The sequence below is a fragment of the Rhodococcus sp. GA1 genome (genome assembly GCF_024321955.1).
GTDB lineage: Bacteria > Actinomycetota > Actinomycetes > Mycobacteriales > Mycobacteriaceae > Rhodococcus > Rhodococcus pyridinivorans.
The window spans coordinates 2872093-2896014 of sequence record NZ_CP097186.1 but is presented as its reverse complement, the minus strand read 5'-3'; the positions used below and the strand labels follow the sequence as shown (position 1 = coordinate 2896014).

Below are 23922 nucleotides of genomic sequence, written 5' to 3'. Positions count from 1 at the left end.
GCGGAGCCCCTCCACTACCACGGTAGTGGCGGTTCTCGCGGGGATCGCTCTCGATACGGGTGAATTCGAGGGTGAATCGGGGGGTCACCGCGCGTCGGGGTCTGTCGCCGTGATGGAGCACACTGTATGGGTGCGCACGGTCGTCGTTCCTCATCCTGCGGACGGCCGGGGCCGTCGCGGTGCAAGCATCGTCGAGGTCGACGCATTCGGTGCGCCGCTCAGCTCGGTGCGGGAGTACCCCGGATTCGCGGATGCAGTCGCTGCGATCGAAGCCGAATCGCGACCGCGCTGGGTGTGGACCTCGACGGCATCGGTCTATCCCGAGCTGCTCCGCGCCGATGTTCGGGTGCAGCGATGCCACGATCTCGCCACCACTGGCGCCATCCTTGCCGTACGCGAGGGCCTACCCCCGCCCACTGCGGAGGAGCCGGTCGACGAGCGGCCCGGCCTCTTCGATGCGGCTCCCGCGATCGACGTCGAGGCGGTGGTCGAGCAGTTCGCCGAGCAACGTCGCCGCATCTCCGGCGACGCCCGCCTCGAGTTGCTCACCGCCGCCGAATCGGCCGGCACTCTCGCAGCGGCCGAGATGGGTTTCGACGGGTTGCCGTTCTCGGCGCAAGCGCATCGTCGCCTCCTCGAGGACACCCTCGGGCCGCGCCCGACCGGCTACGACCTGCCGAGCCGTATCGCCGAAGTGGTCGAGGAGGTCAGCGCGGTCTTCGGCCGCCCCGTGAATCCCGCCTCCCACAGCGAGGTGCTCGAGGCGTTCCGTCGCGAGGGCATCACCGTCGAGTCGACCCGCAAGCATGTGCTGCAGCGGATCGACCATCCCGCGGTGCCTCTGTTGCTGCGGCACCGCGAGCTGTCGAAGTTGTACAGCACGAACGGCTGGCACTGGCTCGACACCTGGGTCCGCGACGACCGGTTCCGTCCGGTCTATGTTCCCGGCGCGGTCGTATCGGGCCGGTGGGCGAGTCGCGGCGGTGGCGCTCTGCAGATCCCCAAGGCGCTGCGGTCGAGCGTGATCGCCGACCCGGGGCGGTCGTTCGTCGTCGCCGACGCGGGCCAGCTCGAACCGCGCATCCTGGCGGCGATGTCGGGCGATCGGCGCATGGTCGCGGCTGCCGGTTCGGACGATCTGTACGCCCCGGTCGCCGCGGCGTCCTTCGGCGGCGACCGCGCGAAGGCGAAGGTCGCGGTGCTCGGTGTTCTGTACGGCGCCACGTCGGGCGACGCGCGTGCCCTGCTGACGGTGCTGCGTCGCAGCTTCCCGACCGCCGTCGACTTCGTCGAACGTGCCGCCCGTGCGGGTGAACGTGGCGAGGTGGTGCATTCGTGGCTGGGCCGTGCGTGCCCACCCGCTCCGGAAGGCTTCCACTCCCACGGTGATGCGCATGCGCGGGGCCGGTTCACGCGGAACTTCGTCGTGCAGGCCACCGCGGCCGAGTGGGCGCTGTGCGTGCTTGCGGAACTGCGACGGCGGCTGACCACCGATCCCGACCCGACGGCCGGCGATCTCGTGTTCTTCCAGCACGACGAGGTGGTGGTGCACACCGGCAACCCGGAACTCGCGTCGTCGCACATCACGGCGTCGGTCGAGGTGGCGACGCGCCTGATATTCGGCGACACGCAGGTTCGTTTCCCGATGGACACCGCCGTGCGCAGCGTCTACGCCGAGGATGCGGGCGGCGAGTAGGTGGCGTGTGTCCACAGATGCATGACGGCGTAGGCCCGCCACGGCCGCCATTGTTCGGCGCGCTCGGCGGCTTCGCGCGCACTCTCCACCTGCAGGGCTCGTCGGAGAACGAGGTCGCCGGACGGATACGCGTCGCGGTCGCCGAGTCGTAGAGCGAGATAGTCGACGGTCCACGGTCCGATCCCGGGAAGCGCGAGAAGGTCTGCCGCGAACGACAGATGCTCCGGCGCCACCCCGTCGGCTGCGGCCCGGGCCAGTTCGGCGACGGTGCGGGCGCGCGACTGCGTCGTGCCGATGACGGCACGCAGCTCGCTCTGCTCGACCGTCGCGAGTCGGTGCGGCGTAGGGAAGCATCGCAACCCACCGGGTGCACCGTCGCCGAAGGCTGCGACGAGTCGTCCTGCGAATGTGCATGCCGCAGCGACACTCACCTGCTGCCCGAGCACTGTCGACACGGCGGTGGCGAACCAGTCGGTGGTGCCGAGCACGCGCAGACCGGGGTGGGTCTGCACGAGAGGCCCGAGCACGGGATCGGGCTCGAATGCCGCATCCACGACGGACGGGTCGACGCCGAGATCGAGCCACTTCCGGACCCTCTCTTCGATCTCCTCGACATCCGCGCGACCTGCGGTCTCGACATGAACCTCGAGATGTCGCACATCCCCGTGTCTCCCGTCGTCGGGTGTCGCAGGGTCGGCGAAGCGGACGGCGACGTGCGCGGCGCCGCCGTTCGTGCGGATCGCGCGGTGATGGGTGCCGGTAGCGCTGTTGTGGTGTTCACAGCCGGGGACGGTGTGGCTTCGCAGCGACGCGAGCATCGGCCCCACCGCAACGGGTTCGGCCACCGGGATCCGGAGGGTGGTGATCATGCCACCGACTCGAGTTGCAGCAGCGCCCTCTTCGCCTCGACTCCCCCGACGTACTGCCCCATGCTGCCGTCGCTGCGCACCACCCGATGGCACGGCACCACCACGGGCAGCGGGTTCTTCGCGCACGCCGTACCGACCGCCCGCACCGCGCGCGGGCTCCCGGCCGCGGCGGCGATCTCGGCATAGCTCGCCGTGCGCCCGTATTCGATCTCGGGCAGACGCGTGATCACTTCACGACGGAATCCGTCGGCGAGACGCAGATCGAGCGGAACGTCGAAATGTGTCCTCGTACCGGCGAAGTACTCGTCGAGTTGCCGGACCACCGGGTCGAGTCGCCGCGGCGCGTCGAGCACGCGCGGGCTGATCCGGCGGGAGAGTTCGTCGAGCACGGCGTCGGATCCGTCGGCGACGTAGGCGACCCGCACGAGTCCGACGGGGGTGGTGGCCAGCAGGAGCGGACCGACGGGGGTGTCGACGACGCGGAACGCGACATCGAGCAACCCGGCCGCCTCGGCATCGAGTACGAGCTTCTCCCGCAACCACGCGAGATCGGCCGATCCGACCGAGGGTTGTGGAAAGTTCATGAGCGACACCCTGTTCCGTGTTCGATCCGACGACGCAACGCAACCCGACCGTCGGCCGCCGCGCGACGTGCCGCGGCCGGGCTGTTGCCGAGGATCGTGCCGATCTCCGCATAGGGCAGGCCTCCGACATAGTGGTAGACCAGCGCCGCACGCTGCGTGAAGGGAAGTTCGGCGACCGCGCTCCACAGTTCGTCGTCGCCCTCACCGGGGTTTCCCGTGGCCGACGCGGGTTCGGGGAGGTTCTCGGTGGGCACCGGCGTCCGCCCGCGCACCCGGTGGATGTCGACGGCCTTGCGGTGCGCGATGGTCACGAGCCACGCTTCGATGTTGCTGCCCGGTGGCAGGTCGGGATAGGCGCGCAACGCCGCGAGGAAGGTCTCGGACCAGGCGTCGTCGGCGTCGACCGGTCCGAGCAGTGCGCGGCAGACCCGGAGGACCGTCGCGCCGTGGCGGGTGACCACCTCCTCGAAAGGAGGCAGGCTCGCCCGCGGTAGGTGATCAGGCAGGGACATGGGTATCGCCGGCGACATCGGGCTCGGCGGAACTCAGCACCCGTGCCTCCTGGTCGAGCAGGAAGCGTTTGCGCTCGAGACCACCGGCGTAACCGGTGAGCTTGCCGCTGCTACCGATGACGCGATGGCACGGCACGATGATGCAGAGCGGATTGCGGGCATTGGCCGCAGCGACCGCCCGTACCGCAGTAGGTCGGCCGAGGGCGAGTGCAATCTCCGAGTAGGTGCGCGTGGTGCCGTACTCGATCGTCATCAGCGCCTCCCACACCTCGCGTTGGAACGGGGTGCCGACGGGAGCGATGGGGACAGTGAACCGGGTACGGCGACCCGCGAAGTACTCATCGAACTGGGTGATCGTCTCGTCGAATCCCCCGGTGACCTGCTCGCCGAAACCGGCGCGGTCGGGCGCGGGGTGATGCTCGGCCATGTACACGCCGCTCAGGACGCCGTCGGTGTTCACCAACGTCAACTCGCCGATCGGTGTGTCGATCACGGTGTGGGTGCGCAATGCGGTCACGGCCTCGATCCTTCCATCCGGTGTGTGCTCTGTACCGGGTAGACGAACGGGACGCCGAAAATGTGAGGTCCGCGATCACGACGATCGGACGTACTGCACTATGACGACATGATCTCGCTGCCTGTGCCCGCGCTCGGAGTCTCGGTCGCCGGTTCCATCGTCGACGTCACCCGGACCGTGCTCGGACGCACCCGCGAGACCGCCGAGTTCGCACTGTCGCTCCCGACGCGGGTGGAAGGCCTGCTCAGCGAGGCCGAATCGCTCATCGACTCGGTCGAATCGCTGATCCGCCGCATCGACAGCGTGGTCACCGACGCCACCGACATCGTCGAGGGAGCGTCGGTGGCCGTCGCGCAGGCCACGCAGGTGATCGCCTCGACCATCGGTGTGGTGGAGGAAGCCGCCGATGCGGTCACGCGCGCCACGGAGATCATCGACTCGACGGGCGGGGTCGTGCGCGATGCGACGGTGGTCGCGGCCGACGCGCGGATCGTCGTCGAGTCCGCCGGCCGCAGCTCCGACGCCGCCGGGGAACTGCTCGAGACCTACAAACCCCTCGCCGAACGTGCCGCTCCCCTCGCCACCCAGTTCGTCGAGGAGTTCTCACCAAAAGAACTGCGCGCCGCGATCAAGCTCATCGACCGGCTCCCCGAGATCACCGAGCGGGTCGACGCGGTCCTGCCCATCATGGCGACACTCGACACCGTCTCCCCCGAGATCCACGAACTGCTCCTCGTCGCCAAGGACGTCCGTCAGGCCATCGTGGGCGTGCCCGGGTTCAACTTCCTGCGCCGACGCGGCGAGGAGAAGGAAACCAACGGTGATGATTGACCGCACCGCGGTCGGTGATGATTGACCGCACCGCGGTCGGTGATGATTGACCGCCCCGGACGGCTCTACTGATGGGCCGTGGAGAGGAACTGGTGCGTCGCCACGTCGACGATCTCGTCGGGCGAGATGGCGATCTCGTCGTTCAACCACGCGGTGACCAGTTCGGCCAGACCCCCGACGAACAGCAGTCCGTTGATCTCGCCCCGTTCGGGCGGCCACGCCCGGTCGCCGTACATGCGGGTCGCTTCGTCGGCGACCATCTGGGCGAAACTCCGTAGCGACGCTCGTCTGTGGGTGCGCAGGGGTTCGAAGCCGGCGGACTCGATGAGTGAGACCCGGCCCTTGCGCGGGTCGTCGGTGAGGATCGCGACGAACGACGCGATGGCGTTCCGCACGAGGTCTTCGAGTGTGCCCGTGCCGGTGCGGAGCGCGGCGAGTACGGCCTCGCGCACCTCGTCGGCGATCTTGTCGAGGACCTGCTGCAGCAGATCGTCCCTGCTGGTGAAATTCTCGTAGAAATACCGCTCCGTCAGCTTGGCGTGGGCGCACATGGCGGTCATGGTGGCGCCGCTCTTCCCCGAGGCCGCGAACAGTTCCAGTCCTGCTTCGAGCAGGGCTTCGCGCCGCAGCGCGACACGCTGTTCGCCGCTCAGACCGGCATAGCGGCGGGGCGCGGGGGAAGTCATGGGACCGATCTTGACAGACCGGACCGATGTGACACAGACTACACCCCAATCTGACAGGGTCTCCTGTCAGATATCCGCAGAACTGGAGGTTCGTCGTGACCCGGATCCTGGCGGCTCCCCCCGCCCACTCCCGTCTGCGCCCGGTCCCGGGACGATCGGGAATACCCGGTATCGGGCACGTCCTCGAATACATCCGCGATCCACTCGCGATGATGCAGAAGCACTGGGACCGATACGGCGAGGTCTCCTGTTTCTCTGCGGCCGGTCGACGCTGGATCTCGGTTCTCGGACCCGACGCCTGCCAGGAGGTGCTGCAGAACAAGGACCGGGCCTTCGCCAACGGCGACGGCTGGTCGGCACTGATCGGGCCGTTCTTCCACGGTGGCCTCATGCTCCTCGACTCGGAGGAACATCTCCGGCACCGCCGCATCATGCAGCAGGCGTTCACCCGATCACGCCTCGAGAAGACCGTCGATGCCATGAATCCGTCGATCACCCAGAAGCTCGACAGGTGGGTTCCCAGCGACGGATTCCGCGCCTACACGGCACTGAAGACACTCACGCTCGATCTCGCCACCGACATCTTCATGGGCGGGGCCGAGGACTCCACACCGGCCGAGATCGAAGCGGTGAAGAAGGCATTCATCGACTGTGTGCAGGCGGCGACCTCGATCGTCCGGTACCCCGTCCCCGGCACCCGGTGGAAGCGCGGACTCGACGGACGCCGAGTGCTCGAGGACTTCTTCCGGCACTATCTACCGGCACGACGCTCGCGCGAGACGGACGACCTCTTCTCCGTGTTGTGCCACATCGAATCCGAAGCGGGACAACGGTTCAGCGACGACGAGATCGTCGATCACATGATTTTCCTGTTGATGGCCGCGCACGACACGTCGACCATCACGATCTCCACGATGATGCAGTATCTCGGGCAACACCCGCAGTGGCAGGACCGGTGCCGGGCCGAGTCGCTCGCGCTGGGCACCGCCGCACCGAGTCACGCCGACCTCGATGCGCTCGGCAGTCTCGATCTGGTGATGAAGGAATGCCTCCGCCTCGTCTCGCCGGTGCCCGTCCTGGCGCGACGGGCCGTGCGCGACACCGAGGTCCGGGGATATTTCGTGCCGGCCGGCACGTATGCCTCTGTCGCGCCGCACTTCACGCACCACATGGCGGAATACTGGCCGGAGCCCGAACGTTTCGATCCCGAACGCTTCGCGGACCATCGACGCGAGGACAAGGTGCACCGCTATGCGTGGGAGCCGTTCGGTGGGGGCGTGCACAAATGCCTCGGCATGCACTTCGCCGGGGTCGAGGTCAAAGCGATCGTCCACCAACTGCTGCTGCGCTTCGAGTGGCACGTCGACCCCGGCTACGTCGCCCCGCTCGACTTCACGTCGCTGCCGTTCCCGTCCGACGGCCAGCCGGTCGACCTGAAACAGCGGTCGACCGACCCCGAACGTCAGGCCGTGTAGAGAATCAGGCGGTGTAGAGACCTGCGCCCGCGCGGCTGAGCACGAGCTTGGGCACCACTGCCCGCGACGACAGCTCGAGCAGCGCGTCGACGATCTCGACGACGTCGTTCACCTCGATCATGGACTCGGCCGGAATCTTGTCCTTGATCCAGTCGGACATGTCGGTGTCGACGTATGCGGGTGCGAGCGCCGACGCGGAGATGCCGTTGCCGGACTCCTCGGCGTTGAGCGTCTCGACCAGGGAGATCAACGCGGCCTTCGTCGCACCGTAGGCGGCGAGACCGGCCTCGGCGTAGACACCTGTGATCGACGAGAGCGCAACGATCTTCGATCCGCGGGCCGGATCGTTCTCCGCCTCGGCGCGCAGCAACGGCAGCGACGCCTGGATGAGCGCGAACGGAGCGTTGAGGTTCACGGCGACCGTCTTGTCGAACCGTCGGGCCGGGAACTCGGCGATCGAGCCTGCCGTGCCGACACCGGCATTGAGGATCAGCGCCTTCATGGAACCGAACGCCTCGCGATGCGTCTCCACGACGCGGGCGGTGGCTTCCGGATCGGCGAGATCGGCTGCGACGGCGCGTACCTCCTTGGCACCCGCCTCCCGTAGACGCTCGGCGACACTCTCGAGGCGTTCCGCCCCGCGGGCACTGATCGTCAGTGCGTAGCCGCGTTCGGCGAGACGGGTGGCGATTCCGAGGCCGATACCCCTCGAGGCTCCGGTCACGAGCGCGCTGGTCACGCGTGGGCTCCCTTCAGTGCTGCGAGTCCTGCTGCCACCAGGTCGGGCACGGCTTCACCGGCGCGGTCGAAACCGTCGCCGATGGTCGCCCCGGCACGCCACCGATGGTTGATACCCTCCGCGATGACGGCGAGCTTGAGGTAGGCCAGACCCATGTAGAAGTTCCAGTCGGCGATGTCGCGCCCCGACGCCGTGGCGTAGCGCTGCACCAGATCGTCCGCCGCCGGCAGTCGTTCGCTCGACCATGCCGCCGGGAAGCCCAGGATGTCGTCGAGTGCCGGATGCCGGTACACGCACATCATGGCGAGATCGGTGAGCGGGTCGCCGAGGGTGGACAGTTCCCAGTCCACCACGGCGACAACGCGTGCCGGGTCGTTCGGGTCCAGGATGGTGTTGTCGATACGGTAGTCACCGTGGACGATCGACGGAGCGGGCGATTCCGGAATCGACTCGGCGAGCGCGGCGTGCAGCCGTTCGAGATCCGGCAGTTCCCGGGTCTTCACCCGGCCCCACTGGCTCGCCCACAGCTTCACCTGCCGGGTCACGTAGCCGTCCGGCCGGCCCAGTCCCCCGAGGCCGACGGCCTCGAAGTCGACATTGTGCAGTTCGGCGATGATGCGCACGAGTTCACCGACACAGCGGTCGATCTCGTCGTCGCCGAGCGCATCCAGGTCGGCCTTGCTGCGCACCACACGTCCGTCGACGAACTCGACGACGGTGAACGGTGCGCCCATCACCGAATCGTCCTCGCACTGGGCGACGGTGGGCGCGACCGGCACACCGGTGCCCTTGAGCGCCGACGTGATGCGGAACTCGCGGGCGACGTCGTGCGCAGACGGGGTCAGGCCCGTGGTCGGGGGGCGACGCAGCACCCAGTGGGATTTCTCGTCGCGCAACCCGTAGGTGAGATTGGACTTGCCACCCGAGATGAGCTCCGCCCGAAGTTCACCGTGAACGGTCACACCGGAATCGGCGAGGAAACGCTCGAGAACGGCAAGATCGAGTCCCTCGTGTACGGCGGTCATTTCGCGGCCTCGCGGGCCGCCTTGCGAACGGCACCGACGGCGCGCTTGGCGATGGCCCAGCGGTGCACCTCGGACGGACCGTCGTATACGCGGAACGGCCGGACCTCGCGGGTGAGGCGTGCGATCGGAAGATCTTCGGAGACACCGAGACCGCCGCACATCTGAGCGGAACGGTCGACGATGCGGAAGATCGCCTCGGCGGCGAAGGTCTTGGCGATCGACGTGGCGTTCGAGGCGTGCGAACCCTGGTCGAGTTCCCAACACGCCTGCACGAGCAGCGCGCGGGTCGCGGCGATGTCGATCTCGTTGTCGGCGATCATCTTCTGGATCATGCCGAGATCGCCGAGGCGGGAGCCGAATCCTTCACGCTCCGAGACGTAGCGGACGGCGGTGTCGTGACCGCGGCGAGCGGCGCCGAGCCAGCGCATCACGTGCGTCATGCGGGCGGGGCCGAGGCGCACCTGCGCGTAGGCGAAGCCCTGGTCGACCTCGCCGAGCACGGCGGAGTCGGGGACGAACAGGTCCTCGAAGTCGACCTCGCAGTGACCACCGATCATGGAGCGGTCGAGGGTGTTGATGTGGCGACCGACCTTCAGGCCCGCGGTGTCGGCGGGGGCGAGGAACATGGTGGCGCCACCGCGCTGTCCGGGCCCGCCGGACGTGCGGGCCATGATGATGAAGAATCCGGCGCCGTCGGCACCGGTGATGAAGTGCTTACGGCCGTTGATCTTCCAGCCACCGGAGACCTTCTCGGCGCGCGTGTTCAGAGCGTTGGGATCGGCACCGGCACCGGGGGCGGGCTCGGTCATCGCGAAGGCCGAGCGCACGTCGCCGGCGGCGAGGGGCGCGAGGAACTGCTGCTTCTGCTCGTCGCTCGCGATGTGCGCGAGCATGTGCACGTTGCCCTCGTCGGGCGCGGCGATGTTGAGCGCGGTGGGACCGAAGAGCGAGTAGCCGGCCGCCTCGAAGACCGGGGCGCGGTCGGACATGTCCAGGCCGTGGCCGCCGTATTCGACGGGCGCGTGCGGAGCGAAGACACCGGCAGCCTTGGCGGCCTTCTGCAGATCCGCCCGGATCGCGTCGCCACCGGCCGCGGTGATGTCACCACCGTGGGCGTCCTCGACGGGAAGCACCTCGTCGCGGATGAACTGCTCGGTCCGCGCGATGAGGTCCCGGACGTGATCCGAGTAGGACAGGTCGACCGCCATGCTGAGCTCCTTCCGTACCGACCGATCGATCGCTCGGTCGAGTTCACGGTGGCATATCCCCGCCATCGGGTCAAGCCCGGAAGGGGTGTCGGCTACTTCGCTCCGACCGCGTTCCGCGCGACCTGCAGGTAGCGGTGCACGATCTCGTCCGGCGACAACGAACCGTCCGGCCGGTACCAGCTCGCCACCGCGACGCACATCGTCGTCACGGCGCGACTGGCGTCCTTCGGATAGGGCGTGGAGAAGGTGCCGTCGGCGACACCGGCCTCGACGATCTCGTCGATCATGCACTGCTGCTCGTCGCGCAGGGCGACGAATGCACGGCGGGCCTCGGGTTCCATGCTGCGCATCTCGGTCGACGCCACGAACGCCTGATCGCGGCGGAACATATGGAAGCGCAGCAGCGACTCGACGACGGCGTCGAACTTCTCGGAGGGGGTGGGTCCGGCTTCATCGATCGCCTGCCGGCTGCGGGCGAGCAGGTCGTGCAGCACGGTGGTCGTGAGCGAGACGAGCAGCGCCTGCTTCGAGGGGTAGTGGTGGTACAGACCCGGCACCGACAGACCGGACCGCGACGCAACCTCGCGGATGGACGTGCCGTCGTAACCGCGTTCGGCGAACGCCTCGAGTGCAGCGGCGAGCGGCTTCGGCAGGTCGGTCGGGCCGTAGTCCCGCCAAGAGCCGACGTCGCCGGAAACCGAATCCTCACGCGTGTCCATGCTCAACACCGTAAGGGACGGCTCCGGCGACGTCGGCGCTCACAGGATCAGTAGTCGTCCTCGCCGTAGAGGACGAGACCGCGGAGGTTCTTGCCGGCGTGCATGTCGGCGTAGCCCTCGTTGATGTCCTCGAGCTTGTAGGTCTTGGTGACGAGGTTGTCGAGGTCGAGCTGCCCGTTCCGGTACAGCTCGAGCAACTTGGGGATCTGCGAGCGCGGGCCGGTGCCACCGAAGATGGCCCCCTGCAGACGCTTCTGCAGCAGCGTCAGCTCGAACAGGCTCATCGTCACCTGCGAGTCGGTGGCGTGACCCATGCCGACGACCACGACCTGGCCACCCTTGGCGGTGAGACCCAGTGCGGGGCCGATGATGTCGCCGGTGATCTCGCCGACGGTGATGACGGTGACGTTGGCCATCTGACCCCACGTGATCTCACCGATCACCGGTGCGGCCTCCTCGATCGACGCGAAGACATGCGTCGCGCCGAACTCCTTGGCCTTCTGCCGCTTGAACTCGACCGGGTCGATCGCAACGACGAACCGCGCCCCGGCGTGCGCCGCTCCCTGGACGGAGTTGATGCCGACACCGCCGACACCGATGACGACCACGGTGTCGCCGAGCTTGGTGCCGCCGATCTCGGTGGCCGAACCCCAGCCGGTCGCGACACCGCACCCGAGCAGGGCCGCCTTCTCGAGCGGGATGTCCTTCTCGATCTTGATGACCGACGCCTCGTTGACCGTGACGTACGGCGCGAACGTGCCGAGCAGGCACATCTGCAGCACCGGGTCGCCGTTCAGCGTCGCGCGGTAGGTCTTGTCGGAGATCGCCTGACCGGTGAGCAGGCCGGCACCCTCGTCGCAGATGTTCTGCATGCCCTTGGCGCAGGCCCGACAGCGGCCGCAGGCGGGGATGAACGCGAGGACGACGTGGTCGCCCTCCTCGAGACCCCGCACTCCCGGACCCACCTTGGTGACCACGCCCGCGCCCTCGTGACCACCGAGGACCGGGAAGGACGGAAGCGGTGTCGCCCCCGAGCGCAGATGCTCGTCGGAATGGCACAGACCCGAGGCCGCGAGGCGGATCTGCACCTCACCTGCGACGGGATCGCCGAGATCGATCTCCTCGATCTCCCACGGCTGGTTGATTCCCTTGACGACTGCTGCCTTCGTCTTCACCCGAGCCTCCTGAACCGAAAGTGTGTGTGATGTGCGTCACGGCATTCAAACACTTATCGGACGTTAGAGCAACGAGTTCGGACCCCTTCCATAGCGGGCAGTTACCCGCTACATTCGGTAACAGACAACTTCTCGTGAAGGGCTCCAGCCATGATTCACGTCCGCCACAGCGCCGTCGCAGACATCCCTATCGACCTCGCGTTCACCTACGTCGACGACTACCGGAACGTCCCCGACTGGATGTTCGGGGTGGCCCGCTTCCAACCCGTGAGCGAGCAGGTCTCCGGCCTTGGTGCCATCTACGACTCGACCATGCGGATCGGCCCCAAGGATCTCGGCTCGCGCGTGGAAGTCGTCGAATGGGAACGCAATCGCGTGATCGTCCTCGACTCGATCGCCGGATTCCGCGCCGCGTCGTCATGGACCTTCACGGACCTCGGCGACGCGACGCGGCTCGACGTCGACTTCGGCTACCGACTGCCCGGCGGGATCGCCGGCCGCACACTCGGCATGCTCATCGAACCGATTGTGGGAACGGCGATCCGGCAGACCGAGCACGCGTTGCGCACGCGGCTCGGTCAGCTCGTCTAGGACCGGACTCAGAAATTGCCGCGCGCAGCCTGCTCCCGCTCGATCGCCTCGAACAGCGCCTTGAAGTTGCCCTTGCCGAAGCCGAGCGAGCCGTGGCGCTCGATCAGCTCGAAGAACACGGTCGGGCGGTCGCCGACGGGCTTGGTGAAGATCTGCAGCAGGTAGCCGTCCTCGTCGCGGTCGACCAGGATGCCCCGCTTCTTCAGCTCCTCGATCGGCACCCGGACCTCACCGATACGGGCGCGCAGCTCCGGATCGTCGTAGTACGCATCGGGAGTCGCGAGGAACTCGACGCCCTCCTCGCGCAACTGGTCGACCGCCGTGAGGATGTCGTTGGTGGCCAGCGCGAGGTGCTGTGCACCCGGTCCGCGGTAGAAGTCGAGGTACTCGTCGATCTGCGAACGCTTCTTCGCGATGGCGGGCTCGTTGAGCGGGAACTTCACGCGGTGGTTGCCGTTGCACACCACCTTGCTCATGAGCGCCGAGTAGTCGGTCGCGATGTCGTCGCCGATGAACTCCGCCATGTTCGTGAAACCCATGACGCGGTTGTAGAAGTCGACCCACTCGTCCATGCGCCCGAGTTCGACGTTGCCGACGACGTGGTCGAGCGCCTGGAAGATGCGCTTGGGCGCACCCTCACGCTTGCGGTAGGTCGAGGTGCGCTCGATGTAGCCGGGCAGGTACGGGCCGTTGTAGCGCGACCGGTCGACGAGCGTGTGCCGCGTGTCGCCGTAGGTCGCGATGGCGCCGATGCGGACGGAGCCGTTCTCGTCGCTGATCTCGTAGGGTTCCTCGAGGACGGTCGCCCCCTGCTTGCGGGCGTGCTCGATGCACTTGTCGACGTCCGGAACCTGGAGCGCGATGTCGACGACGCCGTCACCGTGGAGGCGGTGGTGCTCGATCAGCGGGCTGTCCGGATCCACCGCACCCTTGATCACGAATCGCACGGCGCCGCTGCGCAGTACGTAGGCGTGATGGTCGCGGTTGCCGGTGGTGGGTCCGGAATAGGCGATGAGTTCCATGCCGTAGGCGGACTGGTAGTAGTGCGCCGTCTGCGTGGCGTTTCCGACCACCCACACCACGGCGTCCCAGCCGCTGACGGGGAAGGGATCCCGTTCGCTGTCGTACTCCACGAGACCGACCAGGCGCCGGAGCTCCTCGGCGTCGAGCTGAGCAAGTCGTTCGCTGTCGGTCAGGGTGTATTCCAGAGTCATCGCTGCAACCTCCTGCCGCTCACTGCGGCACAGTCGTTGTGTCGTGTGTCACCAGGAGAAACCCACCCGTCGGTGCGACGCAACGTCGCCTTCGGCAACTGGCCCGACTGACTGGAATTCGCCGGAATCTGCACACTCACCTATACAATCGGACTAGTTTTCGGCGCTCGATGGGAAGGAACCGCGATGCGCGAGCCCGTGCAGCTGGACGAATTGGATTTCGCCCTCCTCGAGGCCCTGCACGCCGACCCGAAGATCGGCGCGCTCGAGTTGTCCCGTCGATTGAAGGTCGCGCGCGCCACCGTCTCGGCCCGCCTGCGACGCCTCGAGGACACCGGGGTCATCGCCGGCTACGAACCCCGGATCAACCTCGCCGCAGCAGGTTTCGAAGTGCAGGCGTTCGTGACGATGGAGATCGTGCAGGGCGCGCTCGAAGACGTCACCGAGGTCCTCGAAGGCATCCCCGGCGTCCTCGAGGCGTTCGCCACCACCGGCGCGGGCGACGTCCTGTGCCGCATCGGAGCCGAATCACACCTCGGTCTCCAGCAGACCCTCATCGAGCTGAACCGCTCCTCGATCGTCGCGCGGTCCACGAGTGTGATGGTGCTGTCGGAAGTGGTGCACTACCGGGCGATGCCGCTGCTGCGCACCCTCGAGCCGGAACGATCCGCGAAGGCACCGGCCTACCGCCGCTGAACCGACCACGTCCACAATCCGTCTCCGACTAGCCGGATTGCACAGAAAAAAGCGCTTCGGGCATCCGGACCCTCCGCACGCTGCACAGTTCGATGAAGCACAGTTGCGCAGCATTTGTTACTGACGTCACAGTCTTTCGCCATGAAGAACCTGCTGACGCGATTCGAAGAAAAAGCCCCCGAGATCGTCTTCGAGTGGCACGACACCGAGACCACCGCCCGGGGCTGGGTCGTCATCAACTCGCTGCGGGGCGGCGCGGCCGGCGGCGGCACCCGCATGCGCCGCGGCCTCGACCGGCGCGAGGTCGAGTCGCTGGCGAAGACCATGGAGATCAAGTTCACCGTCTCCGGACCTGCGATCGGCGGTGCCAAGTCCGGCATCGATTTCGATCCGTCCGACCCCCGCAAGGAAGGCGTGCTGCGCCGCTGGTTCGCGGCCGTCACTCCCCTGCTGCGTGCCTACTACGGCACCGGCGGCGACCTCAACGTCGACGAGATGAACGAGGTCGTTCCCCTCACCGAGTCCAACGGCCTGTGGCACCCGCAGGAAGGTGTCGTCAACGGACACTTCGGCAAGGACGAGCGCCAGCGCATCCAGCGGGTGGGCCAGCTGCGACTCGGCGTCGCGAAGGTTGTCGAGGACGCGCGGTTCACCCCTGCCACCAGCACGAAATACACTGTCGCCGATCTGATCACCGGTTACGGCGTCGCCGAGTCGGTCCGTCACCACCAGCTCGTCTATCGGGGCACCGACCTCGCCGGCAAACGCGTCGTGGTGCAGGGCTGGGGCAACGTCGGCGCCGCTGCTGCCTACTATCTCGCCCAGGCCGGCGCCTCGATCGTGGGCATCATCGACCGCGACGGCGGCATCCTCGCACCCGAGGGTTTCTCCTTCGACGAGGTCCGCACCCTGCTGCTCGAGCGCGACGGTAACGCCCTGCGCAGCGACCGCATGATCCCCTTCGACGAGGTGAACGCCCGCATCTGGGATCTCGGAGCCGAGATCTTCCTCCCCTGCGCCGCGAGCCGCCTCGTCACCCGCGAGCAGGTCGACCGCATGGTCGCCGCGGGACTCGAGTCGATCGCTTCCGGCGCCAACGTTCCGTTCGCCGACGACGAGATCTTCTACGGCCCCACCTACGAGCACGCCGACAAGTCCGTCGCCGTGATCCCCGACTTCATCGCCAACTGCGGTATGGCCCGGGCCTTCGCCCAGCTCATGGAGGGCGACGTGGAGGTCTCCGACGCCGCGATCTTCGGCGATGTGTCCACCACCATCGAGACGGCCCTGCGTCGCTGCCACGACCGGTCGACCGAGCTCACCGGGCTCGCCGCGACCGCCTTCGAGATCGCACTGGACCAGCTGGTCCCGGCCGGGGAGCGCATCGATGACTGACACCCTGGTCACGGCGACGACCGGCGCCCAGAGCACCGCCGGGACGACGACCGGCGCCCAGAGCACCGCCGGCCTGCATCGTGCCATGCGGCCCCGCCAGCTCGTCATGATGAGCCTCGGTGGCGCCATCGGGGCCGGCCTGTTCGTCGGGTCGGGGGCGGGTATCGCCGTCGCCGGCCCGGCGATCCTGATCTCGTTCCTGGTGGCGGCCGTTCTCGTCGTGTTCGTGATGCGCATGATGGGCGAGATGGCCGCGGCCAACCCCGCCAGCGGTGCGTTCTCCGAGCACACCGAGAACGCGCTGGGCCCTGTCGCGGGACGGACCATCGGGTGGTTGTACTGGGTGCAGGTCATCATCGTGATCGCCGCGGAGGCCACCGGCGCCGCCGCGATCACCGCGGTGGCGCTGCCCGGCATCCCCCAGTGGGCGTCCGCGCTGTTCTACATGGTCGTGCTGACGGGCGTGAACCTGGTCGGCGTCCGCCGCTTCGGTGAGGTCGAATTCTGGTTCGCCGCAATCAAGATCGTCGCGATCGTCGGCTTCCTGGTGATCGGCATCGCGATGATCGCCGGGTGGATGCCCACCTTCGAGACGACCGGCTTCTCCAACCTCACGACGCACGGCGGGTTTGCCCCCACCGGTATCGCCGGTATCGCCGCCGGCCTGCTCATCGTGGTCTTCGCGTTCGGTGGCACCGAGATCATCGCGATCGCCGCCGCGGAGACCGCCGATCCCCGTCGCAACGTGGGCCGCGCGGTGCGCACCCTGGTGTGGCGCATCCTCGTGTTCTACATCGGGTCGGTGCTCGTGATGGTGACGATCCTGCCGTGGACCTCCGAGGATCTCGCGACCGGTCCGTTCGTCGCCGTGCTGCAGGCCGGGGCCGTCCCGGGCGCCGCCGCGGTGATGACCGTGATCGTCGTGGTCGCGCTGCTCTCGTCGCTCAACGCGATGCTGTTCAGCGCTTCCCGGATGATCTTCTCGCTGTCGCACCGCGGATCGGCGCACCCCGTCTTCGGGCGGCTGTCGTCCAACGGCGTTCCCCGCAATGCGGTGCTCGCCTCGGTGGCGTTCGGCTTCGTCACGGTCGGACTGAACTATCTCTACCCCGACCGGGTGCTGCCGCTGCTGCTCAACGCCGTCGGCTCCACGATCCTGGTGCTGTGGACGTTCGTCGCGGTCTCGCACCTCGTGCTCCGTCGTCGCGCACGCCGCAACGGCACCGAGGATGCACTGCCGCTGAAGATGTGGGGCTTCCCGTACCTTTCGTACGCGACGCTCGGTCTGCTGGCCGGCATCGCGGTGCTCGCCCTGTTCGACACCGCTGCCCGCACGCAGCTGCTCGCGACCGGCGCGTTGACCGCAGCGATCGCCGGTACCTGCACGATGCTGGCACGGCGACGCGCTGCGGCCGGGACGGCTCGGGTCGAGACGGTTCAGGAGCGCCAACCGTAGGGACGCGTGATTATCTCCATGAAGTGACCGGCGGGGTCGAGGAAGTAGGTTCCTCGACCCCCGTCGTTTCTGTTGATGCCGTGCGCCGACTGCCGGGGATCGGCCCAGTGTTCGATCTTCTGCTCGAGGATCCGGGCGTAGATCTCGTCGAACTCCTCCTCCGACACCAGGAATGCGTAGTGCTGCGGCGGATACTCCACATCCGGTGGCGGTTCGGCGAAATCGAGGGTGACGCCGTTGGCGAGTTCGACAGCGAGGAAGTGCCCGGCGGGCACCGGATCGGGCAGCCCGAACAGGGTGGTGAGGAAGTAGGCCGAATGCTGCTTGTCGTCGGCCGCGACGATGGTGTGGTCGAACGCAATACTCAAGGAGAACTCCTTGTGGTCCCGCGCCTCCATGCCTGACGCAGTCCGTCATCGACACGCGACGCTGCGTCCAGAGATACCTTCCGCGCCGGAGGGATGCAAGCGATGAGTTCTCCGCGCTTCCCGGGTCTGTACTCGGCGACAACCTTCGAAAGGGGACGACGATGAAGCTCACGGTGACGACCTTCGTATCGGCCGACGGTGTGGCCCAGGGACCGGGTGGCCCCGACGAGGACCGCAGCGACGGCTTCGACCGCGGCGGTTGGGTGGTGCCGCTGTTCGACGAGGACACCGGCAAGTTCATCGACGAGGTGTTCTCGAAGGTCGATGCGTTCCTGCTGGGCCGGAACACCTACGACGTCTTCGCTGCGTCGTGGCCGAACTCGACCGATCCCGACGACCCGGTCGCCCGTGCACTCAACGCCCTCCCGAAATACGTCGCCTCCACGACGCTCACCGACCCGAAGTGGCAGAACACGACCGTCCTCGAGGGCGACGTGCCCACCGCGGTCGCGGAACTGAAGAAGCAGCCGGGACGGGAACTGCAGGTGCACGGCAGCATCCGTCTCGTCCACACGCTCTTCGAACACGATCTCGTCGACGAGTACCGCCTCATCACGTTCCCGGTCGTCCTCGGTCAGGGGCGGCGACTGTTCCCCGTCGGGGGTCGCGACACGAAGTTCGATCTCGTCGAATCGCGCACCACCTCGTCCGGTGTCCTCATCACCGTGTACCGGCCGGCCGGGCGACCCGAGTACGGACTCGCCGAAGTCGAGTGACCCCGACAACGAGGGGCGCGGTCAGGAGTCCTGGCCGCGCCCCTCGCGTTGCGCAGCCTCGTACCCCGTGGTCAGCCAGTAGACCGTGCGATCGATCGTCGGCATGATTTCGGCGATCCCGATCTGCCCCTCGATGCACCGGCCGACGAGGCTCGACCTTTCCGACGACGACATCGCAACCTGCGACGAGAACCCTCCGGAAAGACTATGGCCCAAGGCATATTCCGCCGCCACCGCCTGTCCTCGGCAGGCCATCGGCATCGTCGAGAACCTCCCCTCCTCCCCGAAAGGTCAGTGATCCGATGACCGATCTCGCATCCTCCGACTACTTCACCGACGGAGAGATCGCCCAGAGTCCGTTCGAGTACTTCGACCACATGCGCAGTCGCAACCCGGTGTACCGGGAACCCCACTACGGGGTCGTGGTCGTCACCGGCTATCAGGAGGTGGTCGAAGGATTCAAGAACAGCGAGGGACTGTCGGCCGTCAACTCGATCGGAGGTCCGTTCCCGCCGTTGCCCTTCGAACCCGAAGGCGACGACATCACCGAACAGATCGAGGCCCACCGTCACCAGTTCCCGATCTTCGAGCACATGGTGACGATGGACCCACCCCGACCACACGCGCGCCCGGTCGCTGCTCGGACGACTCCTCACCCCGAAACGACTGAAGGAGAACGAGGAGTACCTCTGGGGACTGGCCGACGACGTCATCGACGAATTCGTCGGCGAGGGCCGATGCGAGTTCCTCGGCGATTAAGCAAAACCCTTCGCCACCATGGCGATCACCGACCTGCTCGGTGTGCCGGAAGAGGATCGCGAGGAGTTCCGGCGGGTACTCGGCGCAGGTGAACGGCCCGGCACGCGGGTCGGCGCACTCGATCACGAACCCGTCGGGATCAACCCCCTCGAATTCCTCGACGGACGTTTCGAGAAGTATCTCGCCGACCGGCGTCGCGAACCCCGCAACGACATCCTCAGCGGTCTGGCCGCAGCGACCTATCCGGACGGCTCGATACCCGAACTCCTCGAGGTCGTCCGACCTGCAACCTTCCTGTTCGCCGCCGGCCAGGAGACGGTGACGAAACTCCTCAGTTCGTCGCTGCGGGTCCTATGCGAACGTCCCGAGTACCAGAAGATCCTGCGCGAGGACCGCAGTCTCATCAAACCGTTCATGGAGGAATCGCTGCGCTTCGACAGCCCCACGAAGGTGGACTTCCGCCTGGCGCGCAAGTCCACGACCATCGGCGACGTCGAGGTGCCGGCCGGGACCGTCGTGATGCTGAGCCTCGCCGCTGCGAACCGTGATCCGCGTAAGTTCGATGATCCCAACGAGTTCCGGCTCGATCGGAAGAACTCGCACGATCACATCGCATTCGGCCGCGGTCTGCACACCTGCGCCGGTGCACCGCTCGCACGCATCGAAGGGCACGTCACCCTCAACCGCCTGCTCGATCGGATGGAGGACATCCGCCTCAGCGAGCAGGCACACGGCCCGGAGAACGACCGCGTGTTCGCCTACGAACCCACCTTCCTCCTTCGCGGGCTCGTCGATCTGCATATCGAGTTCACCCGCAGCACGCAGTAACCCGGCAATCCCATGGCTCTGCATCGCCCGACTGGACGGTGCACGAAGTGAGAGGTGTTCAATGGCAGGAAGAGTCGAAGGCAAGGTCGCGTTCATCACCGGAGCCGCACGCGGACAGGGGCGCAGTCACGCCATCCGGCTGGCACAGGAGGGTGCCGACATCATCGCACTCGACATCTGCGGCCCGATCCGGGAGAACGCGCAGATCGAACCGTCCACCCCGGAAGACATGGCCGAAACCGTCGAAGCCGTCAAGAGTCTCAACCGACGGATCGTCACGGCCGAAGTCGACGTCCGCGACTTCGACGCGGTGAAGGCCGCCGTCGACAACGGCGTCGAACAACTGGGCCGTCTCGACATCATCGTCGCCAACGCCGGCATCGGCACCGGTGGCGCGATGCTGCACGAGACGGACGAGTTCGACTGGCAGGAGATGCTCGACATCAACCTGTCCGGCGTGTGGAAGTCGATCAAGGCCGGAGTGCCGCACATCATTGCGGGCGGGAACGGTGGATCGATCGTCCTGACGAGCTCGGTCGGAGGATTGAAGGCATACCCCACCATGGGGCCGTACATCTCCGCGAAGCACGGGATGGTCGGCATGATGCGCACCTTCGCCGTCGAACTGGGGCAGCACTCCATCCGGGTCAACACCGTGCACCCCACCAACGTGAACACACCGATGTTCATGAACGAGGGTGCCATGAAGATGTTCCGTCCCGACCTCGAGAACCCGGGTCCGGAGGACATGAAGGCGGCTACGCAGTTCATGCACGTCCTGCCCGTGGGGTGGGTGGAACCGGAAGACATCAGTAATGCCGTCCTGTTCCTGGCATCCGACGAGTCCCGTTACGTCACCGGACTCACGCTCACGGTTGACGCTGGTAGTACGCTCAAGTGATCGGGCAAGTGGCCGAGCGGGTTCTGTCGGGGAATCCGCTCGGCCACTCCGTTATTCCTCGTCGGGTACGAAGATGTCCTCGATGCGACGCCCGAACAGACGCGCGATGCGGAACGCCAACGGAAGGGACGGGTCGAATCGTCCCTTCTCGATCGAGATGATCGTCTGCCGCGAGACGCCGAGTTCGTCGGCGAGCCTCTGCTGCGACCATCCGCTCTCCGCTCGCAGGGCCGCGAGCGAGTTGCGCACCTCAGACCTTCCGACGCTGCACGGCGTAGCGCACACCGAACGACGCGAAGGCCACGAGAACGACCGCCATCAGCGCGTGCAGGCCCTCGACCTCGATCGGTGCGAACGCCAGAGCGGTGCATCCGAGGCCCGTGACGAGAAGGATGTCGGTGAAAGCGCCCGAGGCGGCTTTCTCGTACCAGGACGCCTCGACCGAATCCTCCGGCCGGTCCGTTGCACCTTCGAGAGTCGACCGATCCACGAGGAGCACCCATGCCAGACCGACCAGCGGAGACACGGTCGCCAACGCCACGGCGATGCCCGAGACGACAGGATGTTCCGGCACCAGTTCGAGTAGTGCACCCACCACTCCGAGTGCCACCGCCGCCACCATGCCGAGGACGATGGCCGGCGGTACGGCGGCGATCCACCGTGTGCCCACTCGAACCTTGCCCCATTTGCTCCGCGCCACCGCCGATCCGGCACCCCCGCTGTCCATCATCGCCCCTTTCACCGTAAAGCGTGCTTTACATGTAAAGGTAACTTAACAGCCTTCTCGGCGCAGCGGAAACGAGGGGTTCCGTTCGGCCGGGCAGGTGTCATGATGGATCGAGCAGATCGAGACGCCACGAGGCGAAGGGACTGCCATGGGCCTCTACAACGATCACGTCGTACCGCGACTGGTGAACATCGCCTGTGCACCGTCGTTCACTGAATCGAACCGCAAACGAGTGTGCGCCGGCCTCAGCGGCCGCGTCGTCGAGATCGGATTCGGATCCGGTCTCAACGTTCCCTACTACCCCACCACCGTCGAGTCCGTCAGCGCCGTCGAACCCGCGGACCTCGGATGGAAGCTCGCACGTCCGCGCATCGAGGGCTCCCCCGTGCGCATCGAACGATCCGGCCTGGACGGGCAGTCACTCCCGTTCGAGGACAACACCTTCGACAGCGCACTGTCGACGTGGACCCTGTGCACCATCCCCGATGCCGACGCGGCTTTGCGCGAAGTACGTCGTGTCCTCGCACCGGGCGGCACCCTGCACTTCGTCGAACACGGGCTCGCCCCGGACGAGAACGTCCGACGGTGGCAGCACCGGCTCGAACCGATCCAGAAGCGCGTCGCGGGTGGCTGTCATCTGACACGGCGGATCGCCGACCTCATCCGCGGGGCGGGGTTCGACATCCGCGAACTCGACACCTTCTACGAGGAGATGACGCCGAAGTTCTTCGGTGCGTTGTCGCTGGGAGTCGCCGAGGCCTCCCGGTAATCGGCGTTGTTCAGCCGACTATCCCCGCGTTCTTCGCCGCCTTCAGCCAGTCGGGGAACTCACTGAGCATGCGCCGGTACAGCTCGGCGTCGGTCACCTTCGAAATGTCGTCGACGCTGAAGAAGCCGGCATTGTCGACGCGGCGGCCGGACATCGTGTCGAGCCGTTCGAGCACACCGTAATTGGCCTTGCCCAGCCCGACGAACTGCCAGAACGCCGGCAGAGCCGAGGCGCTCTTCATCAGGTCGGCGATCTTCTGCTTCTGGGTGAAGCCACCATCGGTGAAGAACAGCACCAGCGTGGGCATCGTCGCTCCCGGGACGAGCGAGTCGATGATCTCGCTCATCACCGGTAGTTCGTCGTTGACGCCGCCGATCCGTCCGTAGTCGATACCGCCATGTGTTCCGCTGAGGTGCAGGTAGGTGGACGACCACCCGTCGACCTCGTGGACGACGATGTCGGGCAGCCGCGCGAACGACTTCGCGTACAGATACGGTTCGAGCTTTCCGTCGTCGTCGACCTGCACCGCGATCGGCACCATACGTTCGACGACCTCGTGGATGCGTTTGCTCGAGTACTCCCGGTTCATGCTGCCGGTCTTGTCGATGACAAGCACGACGCGAGCCCGAACCCCCGGAGCACCCTTGTCGAGCAGCACCTTCGCGACCTCGCGCTTACGCATGTCGAGCTTCTGTCGCTTCTCGAGGGAGAGCTTCTCCTCACCCGCCACGGTGCGCACACCGTGCGGGTCGACGGCGGGCGCGGCAGGCTCGTCGTCGACCTGCACGCCGTGTTCGCGCACGAGCGCGGACAGTCCGGCGTCCCAGCCCGCGGAGACGTTGCGGACCTTCCACGAGTCGTTCCGACGATAGATCTCGAGCAGCACCGCGGCGCGTTCCGTCGTCAGATCCAATGCTCGCGCAGAGGCCGTGCCGGCCGGGTGCGCGACCTCCACACCCAGGCCGGTCACCGTCGCCAGGCTCCCGGGGACGCTGTCGTCGAGTGCGACGGCGATCGACAACCGCTCGATGGCTGCCGGCACCGCCGTGAGGTCGATCGAGAGTTTGTCCGCTGTGACCAGGCGAACCGCGCCCTCCGGTGAGGACGGTTGGTTGAAGAACACGAAGTCGGCGTCGCTGCGGACGCGCGAGTCGGCGCCGAGCTGGAAGACCATCAGGTCGACGGTTCCCTGCCTGGCTCCCGCCACCGAGACCGTGACGACCCCGGTTGCGATTGTCGTGTTCTCACCGCGCGCAAGTTCGGTCATGGGGTTTCCTCGGGAAGGGGACGGACGTCGTGACATCCGCACCCTATCCAGCAAGCGGGCCTTCATGTTCTCAGAGGGGTAACGATCGGGACGAATGTAACGATTTCCCAATGACTGTCCGTACGTCGAAGGGAACTAT

Annotated in this window: 25 protein-coding genes and 2 pseudogenes; 11 read left to right on the top strand and 16 right to left on the bottom strand. The window is 66.9% G+C overall.

The window, feature by feature from the left end; genetic code table 11:
* Positions 1–25: 25 nt before the first annotated feature.
* Positions 26–1696, top strand: a complete 1671-nt coding sequence (locus M3330_RS13760) for a bifunctional 3'-5' exonuclease/DNA polymerase (RefSeq protein ID WP_255024955.1) — start codon at positions 26–28, stop codon at positions 1694–1696.
* Here the strand turns inward: M3330_RS13760 and M3330_RS13755 are convergent.
* From M3330_RS13755 to M3330_RS13740, 4 genes are read right to left on the bottom strand one after another with little or no spacing between them, the layout of a single operon-like run.
* Complete coding sequence (locus M3330_RS13755) at positions 1669–2565, bottom strand: DNA-3-methyladenine glycosylase (protein WP_006554658.1); 897 nt, start codon at positions 2563–2565, stop codon at positions 1669–1671. The two genes, M3330_RS13760 and M3330_RS13755, sit on opposite strands and share 28 nt — an antisense overlap.
* Positions 2562–3149 (bottom strand): methylated-DNA--[protein]-cysteine S-methyltransferase, encoded by a 588-nt coding sequence (locus M3330_RS13750; protein ID WP_071936527.1) that lies wholly within the window; start codon positions 3147–3149, stop codon positions 2562–2564. The genes M3330_RS13755 and M3330_RS13750 overlap by 4 nt, the downstream gene beginning before the upstream one ends.
* Entirely contained in the window at positions 3146–3661 is a 516-nt protein-coding gene (locus M3330_RS13745; protein ID WP_037215917.1) for an RNA polymerase sigma factor, read from the bottom strand. The genes M3330_RS13750 and M3330_RS13745 overlap by 4 nt, the downstream gene beginning before the upstream one ends.
* On the bottom strand, positions 3648–4178 hold the full coding sequence (locus M3330_RS13740; protein WP_255024954.1) for a methylated-DNA--[protein]-cysteine S-methyltransferase: 531 nt from the start codon (positions 4176–4178) through the stop codon (positions 3648–3650). The genes M3330_RS13745 and M3330_RS13740 overlap by 14 nt, the downstream gene beginning before the upstream one ends.
* 108 nt (positions 4179–4286) lie before the next feature.
* On the opposite strand from M3330_RS13740, the gene M3330_RS13735 reads away from it, so the two are divergent.
* Positions 4287–5009, top strand: coding sequence for a hypothetical protein (locus M3330_RS13735; protein WP_006554654.1), 723 nt, complete (start codon positions 4287–4289; stop codon positions 5007–5009).
* Between the two features lie 65 nt (positions 5010–5074).
* On the opposite strand, the gene M3330_RS13730 is transcribed toward M3330_RS13735, so the two are convergent.
* A complete protein-coding gene (locus M3330_RS13730; protein ID WP_006554893.1) occupies positions 5075–5695 on the bottom strand; it encodes a TetR/AcrR family transcriptional regulator in 621 nt (206 codons plus the stop codon).
* A 95-nt stretch (positions 5696–5790) separates the two neighbouring features.
* Between M3330_RS13730 and M3330_RS13725 the strand changes: the two genes are divergently transcribed.
* Complete coding sequence (locus M3330_RS13725; protein ID WP_255024949.1) at positions 5791–7170, top strand: cytochrome P450; 1380 nt, start codon at positions 5791–5793, stop codon at positions 7168–7170.
* Between the two features lie 4 nt (positions 7171–7174).
* Here the strand turns inward: M3330_RS13725 and M3330_RS13720 are convergent, their stop codons facing one another.
* The 5 genes from M3330_RS13720 to M3330_RS13700 form a co-directional block, all read right to left on the bottom strand.
* Positions 7175–7909, bottom strand: a complete 735-nt coding sequence (locus tag M3330_RS13720; protein ID WP_039583730.1) for an SDR family oxidoreductase — start codon at positions 7907–7909, stop codon at positions 7175–7177.
* Positions 7906–8934 (bottom strand): phosphotransferase family protein, encoded by a 1029-nt coding sequence (locus M3330_RS13715; protein ID WP_039583732.1) that lies wholly within the window; start codon positions 8932–8934, stop codon positions 7906–7908. The genes M3330_RS13720 and M3330_RS13715 overlap by 4 nt, the downstream gene beginning before the upstream one ends.
* Positions 8931–10142, bottom strand: a complete 1212-nt coding sequence (locus M3330_RS13710; protein ID WP_255024946.1) for an acyl-CoA dehydrogenase family protein — start codon at positions 10140–10142, stop codon at positions 8931–8933. Before M3330_RS13710 ends, M3330_RS13715 begins: the two co-directional genes overlap by 4 nt.
* A gap of 92 nt (positions 10143–10234) precedes the next feature.
* The gene (locus M3330_RS13705; RefSeq protein ID WP_019288267.1) at positions 10235–10861 is read right to left on the bottom strand and encodes a TetR/AcrR family transcriptional regulator; all 627 of its coding nucleotides are present in this window, start codon (positions 10859–10861) and stop codon (positions 10235–10237) included.
* A 47-nt stretch (positions 10862–10908) separates the two neighbouring features.
* Positions 10909–12036 (bottom strand): NDMA-dependent alcohol dehydrogenase, encoded by a 1128-nt coding sequence (locus tag M3330_RS13700; RefSeq protein WP_006554686.1) that lies wholly within the window; start codon positions 12034–12036, stop codon positions 10909–10911.
* A gap of 150 nt (positions 12037–12186) precedes the next feature.
* On the opposite strand from M3330_RS13700, the gene M3330_RS13695 reads away from it, so the two are divergent.
* Positions 12187–12627, top strand: coding sequence for an SRPBCC family protein (locus tag M3330_RS13695; protein WP_019288265.1), 441 nt, complete (start codon positions 12187–12189; stop codon positions 12625–12627).
* A gap of 8 nt (positions 12628–12635) precedes the next feature.
* Here M3330_RS13695 and hppD read toward each other — a convergent pair whose 3' ends face one another.
* Positions 12636–13841, bottom strand: a complete 1206-nt coding sequence (gene hppD, locus M3330_RS13690) for a 4-hydroxyphenylpyruvate dioxygenase (protein WP_039583747.1) — start codon at positions 13839–13841, stop codon at positions 12636–12638.
* Between the two features lie 186 nt (positions 13842–14027).
* Between hppD and M3330_RS13685 the strand changes: the two genes are divergently transcribed.
* The 3 genes from M3330_RS13685 (at position 14028) to M3330_RS13675 (ending at position 17388) form a co-directional block, all read left to right on the top strand.
* Positions 14028–14537, top strand: a complete 510-nt coding sequence (locus M3330_RS13685; RefSeq protein WP_006554689.1) for an Lrp/AsnC family transcriptional regulator — start codon at positions 14028–14030, stop codon at positions 14535–14537.
* Between the two features lie 141 nt (positions 14538–14678).
* Complete coding sequence (locus tag M3330_RS13680; RefSeq protein ID WP_255024942.1) at positions 14679–15932, top strand: Glu/Leu/Phe/Val dehydrogenase dimerization domain-containing protein; 1254 nt, start codon at positions 14679–14681, stop codon at positions 15930–15932.
* An 85-nt stretch (positions 15933–16017) separates the two neighbouring features.
* On the top strand, positions 16018–17388 hold the full coding sequence (locus tag M3330_RS13675; protein ID WP_255028905.1) for an amino acid permease: 1371 nt from the start codon (positions 16018–16020) through the stop codon (positions 17386–17388).
* Here M3330_RS13675 and M3330_RS13670 read toward each other — a convergent pair.
* Positions 17370–17786 carry a VOC family protein gene (locus M3330_RS13670; RefSeq protein WP_094979899.1) on the bottom strand — a complete coding sequence of 139 codons (417 nt, stop codon included), beginning with the start codon at positions 17784–17786 and terminating at the stop codon, positions 17370–17372. The genes M3330_RS13675 and M3330_RS13670 overlap by 19 nt on opposite strands.
* A gap of 131 nt (positions 17787–17917) precedes the next feature.
* Here M3330_RS13670 and M3330_RS13665 point away from each other — a divergent pair, with 131 nt between their 5' ends.
* Positions 17918–18532 (top strand): dihydrofolate reductase family protein, encoded by a 615-nt coding sequence (locus M3330_RS13665; RefSeq protein WP_255024941.1) that lies wholly within the window; start codon positions 17918–17920, stop codon positions 18530–18532.
* A 21-nt stretch (positions 18533–18553) separates the two neighbouring features.
* Here M3330_RS13665 and M3330_RS13660 read toward each other — a convergent pair.
* Positions 18554–18682, bottom strand: a pseudogene (locus M3330_RS13660) (TetR/AcrR family transcriptional regulator); the annotation flags it as partial.
* Positions 18683–18834: 152 nt separating this feature from the next.
* Here M3330_RS13660 and M3330_RS13655 point away from each other — a divergent pair.
* Positions 18835–20119 (top strand): annotated as a pseudogene (locus M3330_RS13655) (cytochrome P450).
* Between the two features lie 61 nt (positions 20120–20180).
* Complete coding sequence (locus tag M3330_RS13650; protein WP_060652688.1) at positions 20181–21020, top strand: mycofactocin-coupled SDR family oxidoreductase; 840 nt, start codon at positions 20181–20183, stop codon at positions 21018–21020.
* 51 nt (positions 21021–21071) lie between these two features.
* On the opposite strand, the gene M3330_RS13645 is transcribed toward M3330_RS13650, so the two are convergent.
* Complete coding sequence (locus M3330_RS13645) at positions 21072–21269, bottom strand: helix-turn-helix transcriptional regulator (protein WP_060652687.1); 198 nt, start codon at positions 21267–21269, stop codon at positions 21072–21074.
* A gap of 1 nt (position 21270) precedes the next feature.
* Positions 21271–21750: a hypothetical protein gene (locus M3330_RS13640; RefSeq protein ID WP_071936048.1), complete on the bottom strand. Its 480-nt coding sequence runs from the start codon at positions 21748–21750 to the stop codon at positions 21271–21273.
* A gap of 145 nt (positions 21751–21895) precedes the next feature.
* Between M3330_RS13640 and M3330_RS13635 the strand changes: the two genes are divergently transcribed.
* Positions 21896–22516 (top strand): class I SAM-dependent methyltransferase, encoded by a 621-nt coding sequence (locus M3330_RS13635; protein WP_255024940.1) that lies wholly within the window; start codon positions 21896–21898, stop codon positions 22514–22516.
* Positions 22517–22526: 10 nt separating this feature from the next.
* Here M3330_RS13635 and M3330_RS13630 read toward each other — a convergent pair whose 3' ends face one another.
* Complete coding sequence (locus tag M3330_RS13630) at positions 22527–23783, bottom strand: VWA domain-containing protein (protein WP_255024939.1); 1257 nt, start codon at positions 23781–23783, stop codon at positions 22527–22529.
* Positions 23784–23922 lie beyond the last annotated feature (139 nt).

What these genes read in the sequence shown, in the direction of transcription:
- M3330_RS13755 (WP_006554658.1), bottom strand. Translation starts at nt 2,565, where the DNA reads ATGATCACCACCCTCCGGATCCCGGTGGCCGAACCCGTTGCGGTGGGG.
- M3330_RS13750 (WP_071936527.1), bottom strand. Translation starts at nt 3,149, where the DNA reads ATGAACTTTCCACAACCCTCGGTCGGATCGGCCGATCTCGCGTGGTTG.
- M3330_RS13745 (WP_037215917.1), bottom strand. Translation starts at nt 3,661, where the DNA reads ATGTCCCTGCCTGATCACCTACCGCGGGCGAGCCTGCCTCCTTTCGAG.
- M3330_RS13735 (WP_006554654.1), top strand. Translation starts at nt 4,287, where the DNA reads ATGATCTCGCTGCCTGTGCCCGCGCTCGGAGTCTCGGTCGCCGGTTCC.
- M3330_RS13730 (WP_006554893.1), bottom strand. Translation starts at nt 5,695, where the DNA reads ATGACTTCCCCCGCGCCCCGCCGCTATGCCGGTCTGAGCGGCGAACAG.
- M3330_RS13715 (WP_039583732.1), bottom strand. Translation starts at nt 8,934, where the DNA reads ATGACCGCCGTACACGAGGGACTCGATCTTGCCGTTCTCGAGCGTTTC.
- M3330_RS13710 (WP_255024946.1), bottom strand. Translation starts at nt 10,142, where the DNA reads ATGGCGGTCGACCTGTCCTACTCGGATCACGTCCGGGACCTCATCGCG.
- M3330_RS13705 (WP_019288267.1), bottom strand. Translation starts at nt 10,861, where the DNA reads ATGGACACGCGTGAGGATTCGGTTTCCGGCGACGTCGGCTCTTGGCGG.
- M3330_RS13695 (WP_019288265.1), top strand. Translation starts at nt 12,187, where the DNA reads ATGATTCACGTCCGCCACAGCGCCGTCGCAGACATCCCTATCGACCTC.
- hppD (WP_039583747.1), bottom strand. Translation starts at nt 13,841, where the DNA reads ATGACTCTGGAATACACCCTGACCGACAGCGAACGACTTGCTCAGCTC.
- M3330_RS13685 (WP_006554689.1), top strand. Translation starts at nt 14,028, where the DNA reads ATGCGCGAGCCCGTGCAGCTGGACGAATTGGATTTCGCCCTCCTCGAG.
- M3330_RS13680 (WP_255024942.1), top strand. Translation starts at nt 14,679, where the DNA reads ATGAAGAACCTGCTGACGCGATTCGAAGAAAAAGCCCCCGAGATCGTC.
- M3330_RS13675 (WP_255028905.1), top strand. Translation starts at nt 16,018, where the DNA reads ATGCGGCCCCGCCAGCTCGTCATGATGAGCCTCGGTGGCGCCATCGGG.
- M3330_RS13670 (WP_094979899.1), bottom strand. Translation starts at nt 17,786, where the DNA reads ATGGAGGCGCGGGACCACAAGGAGTTCTCCTTGAGTATTGCGTTCGAC.
- M3330_RS13665 (WP_255024941.1), top strand. Translation starts at nt 17,918, where the DNA reads ATGAAGCTCACGGTGACGACCTTCGTATCGGCCGACGGTGTGGCCCAG.
- M3330_RS13650 (WP_060652688.1), top strand. Translation starts at nt 20,181, where the DNA reads ATGGCAGGAAGAGTCGAAGGCAAGGTCGCGTTCATCACCGGAGCCGCA.
- M3330_RS13640 (WP_071936048.1), bottom strand. Translation starts at nt 21,750, where the DNA reads ATGATGGACAGCGGGGGTGCCGGATCGGCGGTGGCGCGGAGCAAATGG.
- M3330_RS13635 (WP_255024940.1), top strand. Translation starts at nt 21,896, where the DNA reads ATGGGCCTCTACAACGATCACGTCGTACCGCGACTGGTGAACATCGCC.
- M3330_RS13630 (WP_255024939.1), bottom strand. Translation starts at nt 23,783, where the DNA reads ATGACCGAACTTGCGCGCGGTGAGAACACGACAATCGCAACCGGGGTC.